The organism is Negativicutes bacterium, assembly GCA_018052945.1.
Taxonomy (GTDB): domain Bacteria; phylum Bacillota; class Negativicutes; order JAGPMH01; family JAGPMH01; genus JAGPMH01.
This window is the reverse complement of the sequence record JAGPMH010000008.1, coordinates 43,435-52,901: the sequence shown is the minus strand read 5'-3', so window position 1 is coordinate 52,901 and position 9,467 is coordinate 43,435. Positions and strand designations below refer to the sequence as shown.

At 32.9% G+C, this 9,467-nt stretch carries 7 protein-coding genes; all 7 read left to right on the top strand.

Annotation, left to right across the window (positions count from 1 at the left end; genetic code table 11):
* Positions 1 to 227 precede the first annotated feature (227 nt).
* The 7 genes from KBI38_02390 (at position 228) to recA (ending at position 9,209) form a co-directional block, all read left to right on the top strand.
* The gene (locus KBI38_02390) at positions 228 to 1,415 is read left to right on the top strand and encodes a rod shape-determining protein (protein ID MBP8628911.1); all 1,188 of its coding nucleotides are present in this window, start codon (positions 228 to 230) and stop codon (positions 1,413 to 1,415) included.
* Between the two features lie 81 nt (positions 1,416 to 1,496).
* Positions 1,497 to 2,540, top strand: a complete 1,044-nt coding sequence (gene ftsZ / locus KBI38_02385; protein ID MBP8628910.1) for a cell division protein FtsZ — start codon at positions 1,497 to 1,499, stop codon at positions 2,538 to 2,540.
* 179 nt (positions 2,541 to 2,719) lie between these two features.
* Positions 2,720 to 3,745, top strand: coding sequence for an extracellular solute-binding protein (locus KBI38_02380; GenBank protein MBP8628909.1), 1,026 nt, complete (start codon positions 2,720 to 2,722; stop codon positions 3,743 to 3,745).
* 22 nt (positions 3,746 to 3,767) lie between these two features.
* Positions 3,768 to 5,099: a 30S ribosomal protein S12 methylthiotransferase RimO gene (gene rimO, locus KBI38_02375; GenBank protein MBP8628908.1), complete on the top strand. Its 1,332-nt coding sequence runs from the start codon at positions 3,768 to 3,770 to the stop codon at positions 5,097 to 5,099.
* 126 nt (positions 5,100 to 5,225) lie between these two features.
* Complete coding sequence (locus KBI38_02370; protein MBP8628907.1) at positions 5,226 to 6,479, top strand: competence/damage-inducible protein A; 1,254 nt, start codon at positions 5,226 to 5,228, stop codon at positions 6,477 to 6,479.
* 85 nt (positions 6,480 to 6,564) lie between these two features.
* Positions 6,565 to 8,082 (top strand): DEAD/DEAH box helicase, encoded by a 1,518-nt coding sequence (locus KBI38_02365; GenBank protein MBP8628906.1) that lies wholly within the window; start codon positions 6,565 to 6,567, stop codon positions 8,080 to 8,082.
* A gap of 86 nt (positions 8,083 to 8,168) precedes the next feature.
* Complete coding sequence (recA, locus tag KBI38_02360) at positions 8,169 to 9,209, top strand: recombinase RecA (GenBank protein MBP8628905.1); 1,041 nt, start codon at positions 8,169 to 8,171, stop codon at positions 9,207 to 9,209.
* The last annotated feature ends 258 nt before the right edge of the window (positions 9,210 to 9,467 follow it).

Genomic DNA, 9,467 nt, shown 5'->3' with positions numbered 1-9,467 from the left:
CCAAAGAAAACTGACCTCGCTAGAGTCAACGAACATGAGCTAATTAAAAACTTATTTTTAATTAACTCTAGACCAAGAAAGTGTTTAGGCTGGAAATCGCCTATTCAAGTATTTCTACACGAAGTGGAGCACTTGGATTGACAATTCATCATAAAAAAATAAAAACTAACAGGGAAAAATTTAATTTTGTTGAATTACATAGTTATCATAGTTTTTGAGAGGTAATAATGGATAAGGAAAAATTTTTATTTATCGATATTGGGACAGAAGACTTAAAGACATTAATCGGTGTAAGCCAATCTAAAACTATAACCTTAACACCACACAGCTCTTTTCAAAGTGGTGGCTTTAAAAATGGTAAATTTGATAATGTGGAAGAGTTTGAAAACAAATTGGAGGAGTTATTGAAAAGTGAATTTTTCAATAATTTTACGAATGTTGTTCTTTGTTTAGGCGGTCTTGATATTCATAGTGTGAAAATAGCTGAAGACATTATTGTAGATACTGTAATTAAAGCTCAGGATTTTGAGAAAATCATTAATAATTATCTAGTTAGCGAAAAAATAAGTGATTATGATTATTTAAATTTATATAATCCACGATTTTTTATTGATAATATTGAAGTTTTTAACAATCCTCTGCTGGAAAAAGGTAATAAATTAAGGGTTGAAGGAATTTTGTTTTTAATTAATAGTAAAATGAATCAAGTTATTAGCAATATTAGAATTAAATATGGTGCTAAGAACTTTTTTGCAATTCCTAACGCATTGGTTAGTTATGAAATCTTTAAAAAATATGAGTATTTTGAAAATACGGCTATTATTGATATTGGCGCGGGGACAACGGATATTTGTTTAATTAAAGACAATAAATTTCATAAAGGATTTTCGTTAAATGTTGGAGGAGATTATATTACCAATGACATTATGCAAAATTTGGAACTTGATTTTACCCATGCGGAAAATTTAAAGAAATATTTTGGCAAGATTGATAATAAAATTAAAGGACAAGGTGTTGTTATTAATTGTAGTAAGGATGAAAATCCTAAAAATATTCATTATGATTTTATTTATGAACTGGTTGATTGTCGAGTAAACGATATTACTGAATTTATAAAAAATAGTGTGGAACAACAATTTAAAGGTGTATTAAATAATATTTTCTTGCTAGGAGATAGTGTTTTATTATATAATTTTGAAGAAAAGTTAAAAGTATCTTTTAATTTACCAATGAAATGTGGTAATATAAAAGAGTTACCAAATATTTCTGTTAATTTGGATATTTTGGGATTAGATTATATCATTAAAACAGAAGAAAACATCGTCAATGTTGACGAGCATAAAGTTGTGATAAAATCTTTACAAGATGAAAATATCGGCTTATTTGCCAAGGTTAAAAGTTTTTTTAAAATGTAGTTTTAGATAGTTAAATAAAGGACTATTTAACTTTAAACTAGAAATATACTGTTAATGAGTAGTTAATAGGAGGAATATATAGTGCTGGAAATCGATGCGGAATATAGTCAAAATGCAAAAATTAAGGTTATAGGTGTAGGAGGCGGCGGTAATAATGCAGTAAATCGAATGATTGATGCAGGATTACAAGGGGTAGAGTTTATTGCCGTTAATACTGATGCTCAAGCATTGCTTAATGCTAAAGCTCCTAATCGTATTCAGATTGGCGAAAAACTTACTAGAGGCTTAGGAGCAGGTGCTAATCCTGAAATTGGTGAAAAAGCTGCGCAAGAAAGTCGCGAAGAAATTATTAAAGCTTTAGATAAAGCGGACTTGGTTTTTGTTACTGCTGGTATGGGTGGTGGTACAGGGACAGGAGCAGCTCCAATCGTTGCGGAGTGTGCAAAAGAAGTTGGAGCACTAACAGTTGGTGTTGTAACAAAACCTTTTTCTTTTGAAGGAAAAAGACGTAAAACTCAAGCTGAACTAGGTACTGCTAACTTAAAAGATAAAGTTGATACTTTGATAACTATTCCTAATGATAGATTAATGCAAGTGGCAGATAAAAAGACTTCAATGTTGGAAGCTTTTAATATTGCCGATGATGTATTGCGTCAAGGGGTTCAAGGGATTTCTGATTTAATTGGTATTTCGGGAGTTATTAACTTAGATTTTGCTGATGTTAAAACTATCATGGAAAATTCGGGCTCTGCATTAATGGGGATTGGTACTGCTAAAGGTGAAAATAGAGCTGTTATAGCAGCTGAAGCAGCAATTAAAAGTCCGTTATTGGAAGCTTCAATTGATGGTGCCAGAGGGGTTATTATCAATATAACAGGTGATAGTAGCCTAGGTTTATTTGAGATTAATGAAGCGGCTGATTTCATTCAAAGCTCAGTTGATCCTGATGCTCATATTATTTTTGGCGCAGTAATCGATGAAGAGTTGGATGAGGAAATAAAAGTTACGGTTATTGCTACAGGTTTTGATGGACAACAATCAATTGTGGAAGAAAAGGCAGAAAAAACAAAGATTGAACCGTTTAAAGGTGATGTTTTAGACATTCCGGAGTGGATGCGTCGTTAAAATTTATTGAAATATTAAAGACCGTTTTTAAGACGGTCTTTTTATTATTTCTGTTGCATAGTTAGACAAATAATTGTATAGTATAATATGGTGTTTTAGATAAATAATAAATATTTTCTTGTTACTACTATAATTGAGTAAAAATTTTAGTAATCAGTTTAATTATGGGGTAATATAATATGCGATATATAAAAATCTTTACCGTAATGATTGGAGCAATCCTAATCTCTTTTTTATTGCATGCATATTTTACTAGTTCTGTAGAAAATGACAGTCAACAAAAAAGAGTAATTAATGTTTATACAAGTTTGCCGGCGGAAATTGTAGCCTGTCTATCAGAAGAATTTGAAAGAACTAATAATGTTAAGATTAATTTTATTTTATTTAGTGATAAAGAGGCCTTGTTAAATAAAATAAGAGGCACAAATGAGGAAAAAGTGGAATTAGTTTTAACTGATAGTTTACTGTTAGATGAGGCTAAAACAGACCAAAAACTAGAAAATTATGTTTCGGAACAAACGGATCTCTTAAATGATCGCTTCAAAGATGAACATGGTTTTTGGCAAGGTGTATGGTATGATCCGATTGTGTTTTGCATTAATTATGATTATTTAAAATTAACAGAGCAAAACATTAGTGGTTGGAATGATTTATATAAAGATAATAAAATTAGAATTGGTGTAGTAGATGTAATGGCTTCAAGTGCTGCTGCCAATTTATATTTTACGTTAGTATCACAATATGGTGAGGATGATGCTATCAAATTATTGCAAAAAATCCATGCTAGGGTTGTGCAATACTCGAAATATTTGGCAACACCGGTGCGAATGGCTGGCATGAGAGAAGTTGATTTAGCAATATCGGTGCAAAGTGAGATTGTCAGATATATGCAGGATGGTTTTCCAGTAAAAATAATATATCCTGAAGAAGGTACCTCATACTTGTTGACTGCAGTTGGCTTATTAAAAAATGCAGACAATAAATATGATGCGAAGATTTTTATTGATTGGTTATTACAAGATGGTGCGCAAATGAGTTTGCAAAAAAATAATATTTTTTATATGCCTACGAATCAAACCGGGCTAGCATATAAAACGATTAATATTGACAATGTGAAGTTATTAGATAATAAACTAGGCAATAAGACTGATGTACAAAATAGATTGATGAATAGATGGATTAAAGAAGTTAGATTAAGTAACTAAGCTAAAGCTTAGGAGGTAGTATATGTTAAAGGCTGGAGTTATAAGTTTAGGTTGTGTTAAAAATTTAGTTGATACAGAAGTGATGTTGGGGATATTAAGAGAAAATAAAATAGATGTTACTGCACAACCTAATGATGCCGATATAATAATTATTAATACTTGTACCTTTATTGAATCAGCGAAAGAAGAAGGGATTTCGACAATTTTACAAATGGCAGATTTCAAAATTAGTGGAAAATGTCGAGGGATTATTGTTGCTGGTTGTTTAGGACAAAGATATAAACAAGAGTTGTTAGATGAGCTACCGGAAGTTGATGCTATAATTGGAACTGGTGCTTGGGATCGAATTATGGAAGCGGTTGAAGCTGTGTTAGCTGGTGAAAGACTAATTATTGCTGATAAATCAGAAATAATTTATGATGATAAAATGCCAAGGATTTTAACAACACCTCGCTATACTGCATATGTTAAAGTTGCAGAGGGATGCGATAATCGTTGTGCATACTGCGTAATTCCATTGGTTAGGGGTAATTTCCGTAGTCGTACTATTGAATCAATAGTTGCAGAAACTAAAAATTTAGTAAAAAATGGTGTTAAGGAAATAAATTTAATCGCTCAAGATACTACTAATTATGGAATTGATCTTTATGGTGAAATAAAAATCTTAGAGTTATTAAAAGAATTGGTAAAAATAGAAGAGCTAAAGTGGATTAGATTATTATATTGTTACCCTAAAAGATTTACTGACGAACTATTAAATTTCATGGCAACTGAGCCTAAAATTTGCAAATACATTGACTTGCCGTTGCAACATGCTCATAATGATGTATTAAAGGCGATGGCTCGCCAAGATACTAAAGAAGAGATTGAAGATTTGTTGTTGAGAATTAGAAAAATCATGCCAACAGCGACAATTAGAACTTCTTTTATTGTTGGTTTTCCGGGTGAAAGTATTGAACATTATGAAACATTAAAAGAGTTTATTATCAAGCAAAGATTTGATAAAGTCGGTATCTTTACATATTCTAAAGAAGAAGATACGGTAGCTTTTACAATGGAGCAGCAAGTTAGTGAGGAAATAAAACAAGAGCGTTATCATGAACTAATGGCAATTCAATCTAAAATCTCAGAAGAGATAAACCAAAGTCTGGAAGACCAGGAGTTGGAGGTCTTGATTGAAGGCCGTGATAGCGAACAAGAAAATGTAACTTATGGAAGATCTTATCGTGAGGCACAGGAAATAGATGGTCAGGTTTATGTGGAAAATGATCCTGATAGTATGCCAGGGCAGTTTATTAAAACTAAAGTTGTCCAAGGTTATACCTATGATATTTTGGCAGAAAAAATAAAATAAGCAGCAAAATAATTAATTGTTTAGAGAATAGTTATCAAAATAAAATTAAGTGTGCTAATATAAAATAGTAGCGGCTCTTGTCCTGCTATTTTTTATTTGTGTAAATTTAGTATTGAGGTGTTTATAATGATAGTGGAAATAGTAACAACCGGAACGGAATTATTGTTAGGACAAGTTGTAAATACTAATAGTGCATATTTAGCCAATCAACTTAATAAATTAGGCTTTGATGTCTTATATCACTCGACAATTGGTGATAATAAAAAAAGAATGAAAGAAACTTTGTTGTTAGCATTAGCGCGAGCTGATATTGTTATAACGACCGGTGGAATGGGCCCGACTCAGGGTGATATAACAAAAGAAATAACGGCAGAGGTTTTGAATCGGGACTTGCATTTACATAAACCTAGTTTGGCGAATATTGAAAGGTATTTTGCGAAAGTGAAACGTACAATGGTGGAAAGTAATATAAGACAAGCCATGATTCCGGATAGTGCAGTGGTTTTGGAAAATTATTGTGGGACAGCTCCGGGAGTTGTTCTTGAAGATAATGGTAAAATGATCATTAATTTACCAGGACCGCCACGCGAATTGAAAATGATGTTTGAAAAATGTCTGAAACCTTTTTTAATTGAAAAGTTTGGTTGCAGTAAAATTATTTTGTCAAGAGTTTTAAATACTTATGGCATCGGTGAATCCTTGCTAGAAGAAAAAATTAAGGATTTAATTTTACAGCAACATAATCCGACCATAGCTTTATTAGCGAGAAAAACAGGTGTTATTGTGCGGTTAACGGCAAAAGCTGATAATGAAGCTGAAGCGTTAACTTTAATAAAACCGTTAGAAGCCGAGATTAAGTCAAGAATCGGTGAATTTATTTATGCGGTAGATGATATAAAACTAGAAGAAGTAGTTGCAAAGCAGTTTGTTGAAAATAAACTTACGGTAGCAATGGCAGAATCATGTACTGGCGGGTTATTAACTAGTAGGCTTACTGATATACCCGGTAGTTCAGCTTATGTGGTGGGAGCCATTGTAAGTTATAGCGATATCGTTAAAATAAATGAACTAAATATAGCTGAAACATTAATAAATGAAAAAGGTGCTGTTAGTGAAGAGGTTGCCAAAGCAATGGCTGAAGGCGTCAGAAAAAAACTCAATAGCAAAGTTGGGATAGCTATTACCGGATTTGCAGGACCGGGAGGCGACAGTCACTCTGCAGAAGTTGGCTTAGTTTACCTGTCTTTAAGTGATGGTAAAAAAACTATTTGTGAGAAAAAAGTTTTTCACGGTCAGAGATTAGATATTAAATTTCACGCATCGCAGGCCGCATTAAATTTATTGTGGCAATATAATAAGAAAAATAATAAGGGAAAATAACAGGAGGATTTAAAATTTGAAAAAAGAATTAACAACATTTGGGGAAATTGAATTAAGCAAGAAGGTACTAGCTGCTATTAGCGATATGGGCTTTGAAGAGCCTTCACCGATACAAAGTAAAACAATACCATTAGTATTAGCAGGTAATGATGTTATTGGTCAAGCCCAAACAGGAACTGGTAAAACAGCTGCTTTTGGTATTCCAGCAATTGAAAAAGTTGATGATCATAATAAGCATATTCAAGCACTTATTCTTACACCGACTAGAGAACTTGCTATTCAAATCTCTGAAGAGATAACTAAAATTGGTAAATTTAAAAAAGTAAAATCATTGCCGATTTATGGTGGCCAATCAATAGACAGACAAATCAAAGCCTTAAAATCAGGCGTGCAAGTTGTTATTGGGACTCCGGGAAGATTATTGGATCATATTAGACGTAGAACTATTAAATTAGACCAAGTGAAAATGCTTATTTTAGATGAAGCAGATGAAATGCTAGACATGGGATTTGTTGATGACATAGAGACTATTATTAATAATTTAGATGCGGAAACAAGACAAACATTATTGTTTTCAGCAACAATGCCTGGACCAATAGCAAAGTTATCAGAAAAGTATATGAAGAATGCAACAAGAGTAACTATTAACAGAGAAAAGTTAACAGTGCCATTGATTGAACAAATTTATTATGAAACAAGAGAAAAATTAGAAGGCTTATGTCGTGTTTTAGATGTTGAAGAAACCGGCAAAATTATAATTTTCTGTCGTACTAAAAAAGGTGTTGATGAATTAGTATCATCATTACAAGTACGCGGGTATTTATCAGATGGCTTACATGGTGATTTGAGTCAATCACAACGTGATAGAGTAATGAAAAAATTCCGTGAAGGAAAATTGGAAATACTAGTAGCAACTGATGTGGCAGCTCGCGGGATTGATATCGATGATATTACTCATGTAGTGAATTATGATATTCCACAAGACCATGAATCATATGTTCATAGAATTGGAAGAACTGGCCGTGCTGGTCGTAAAGGGGTTGCGATTACTTTTATCAATCCTCGTGAGTATCGTCAATTAAAATTAATTGAACGTTATACAAAAACGGCTATTACACGTAAAAAATTACCTTCTTCAGCTGATATCTTAGAACGTCAAAAAGAACTAATAAAAGAGCGTTTATTAAAAGTGCTAGAAAATAATAATTATGATGACTATCATACTATTATTGCGGACTTGTTAAATGATTATGATGCTCATGACTTAGCAGCAGCAGCTTTAAAATTATCCGTTGAAGGGGTAAAAGAAAAAGAAGAAGAAGTAGTAGTCACAAATAGCTTTAGTAATACCGGTGGAGAAGCAGGGATGGTAAGGTTATTTATGAATATCGGTCGTAGCCAAAAAATCAGACCAGAAGACATTGTTAGAGCAATTTCTTCGGAAGCTGATATTCCTGGGAATATTATTGGTGTTATTAATATCTATGACAAATTTACATTTGTCGAAATTCCGGAAGAAGTAGCAGAAAGAGTGTTAGCAGTGATGCATAAAAACACTATGAAGGGCTATAAAATTAATGTTGAACCGGCTAAAAGTCGTTAAAAAAGGCTTTTAGCCTTTTTTTTATTGACGAAGAGAACAAATGTTTGTACAATAGTAAATATGAGAGTAGAGAGAGGGGTTTGTTGATGGATAAGGAAAAAGCTTTGGAAAGTGCAATGAGACAAATTGAAAAAGATTTTGGCAAAGGTTCTATTATGAGATTGGGGGAAGCTGCTGCCAAAATGAATATAGAAGTTATTCCAACGGGAACATTACCGTTAGACTTAGCTTTAGGTTTGGGTGGAATTCCTCGTGGGAGAGTTGTGGAAATATATGGTCCTGAATCATCTGGTAAGACTACGGTAGCACTACATATTATTGCAGAGGCACAAAAACTTGGCGGAATTGCCGCCTTTATTGACGCTGAACATGCTTTAGATCCGGTCTACGCTAAAAAATTAGGTGTTGATATTGATAACTTACTGATTTCACAACCTGATTATGGCGAACAAGCTCTTGATATTGCCGAAGCTCTTGTTAGAAGTGGGGCGATTGATGTAGTGGTTGTTGACTCTGTTGCTGCTTTAGTACCAAAAGCTGAGATTGAAGGGGAAATGGGTGATTCTCATGTTGGATTACAGGCTCGCTTGATGTCGCAGGCTATGCGTAAGTTAACTGGTATAATCAGCAAATCCAGAACAACGGCAATTTTTATCAATCAAATTCGTGAAAAGGTTGGCGTTATGTTTGGTAGTCCTGAAACGACCACTGGAGGTAGAGCCTTAAAATTCTATTCATCGGTGAGACTTGATGTGAGAAAAATTGACATAATTAAACAAGGCAATGATATTGTGGGAAATCGCACCAGAATTAAAGTAGTAAAAAATAAAATTGCCCCTCCGTTTAGAATTGCTGAGTTTGATATTATGTATGGAAAAGGTGTTTCAAGAGAAGGCTGTTTACTTGATATTGGTGCAGAAATGGATATTATTGAGAAAAGCGGAGCGTGGTATTCATATGGTGGCAATAGATTAGGGCAAGGTAAGGAAAACGCTAAAGACTTTTTAAGAGAAAATGGTGAAATTGCCACAGAAATAGAAGGTAAAATAAGAGAAAATTTAGTGGTAGGTAATAATCCGTTCACTAAAATTGGTGATGAAGTAACAGTAGAGGAAGAAACAGAATAGAATAATCAATAAAAAAGTTAATTGGGTTTTCCAATTGACTTTTTTTGCCAAATAAGCAGATAGTTGCGGAACAGAAAATAACATTTAAAGATAATGTTCAATAACTGCAATAAAAGCCGATAATATAGTAATGATATGATAGCGCTAGCTTGACACTAATTTGAAAAAGAATTAAAATTAAAACATCCAGTATTTTAAAATAAGTTTACTTGTGATGATTATTAATGAAAATTTTTCAATTGTTAGAGGGAAGCAATT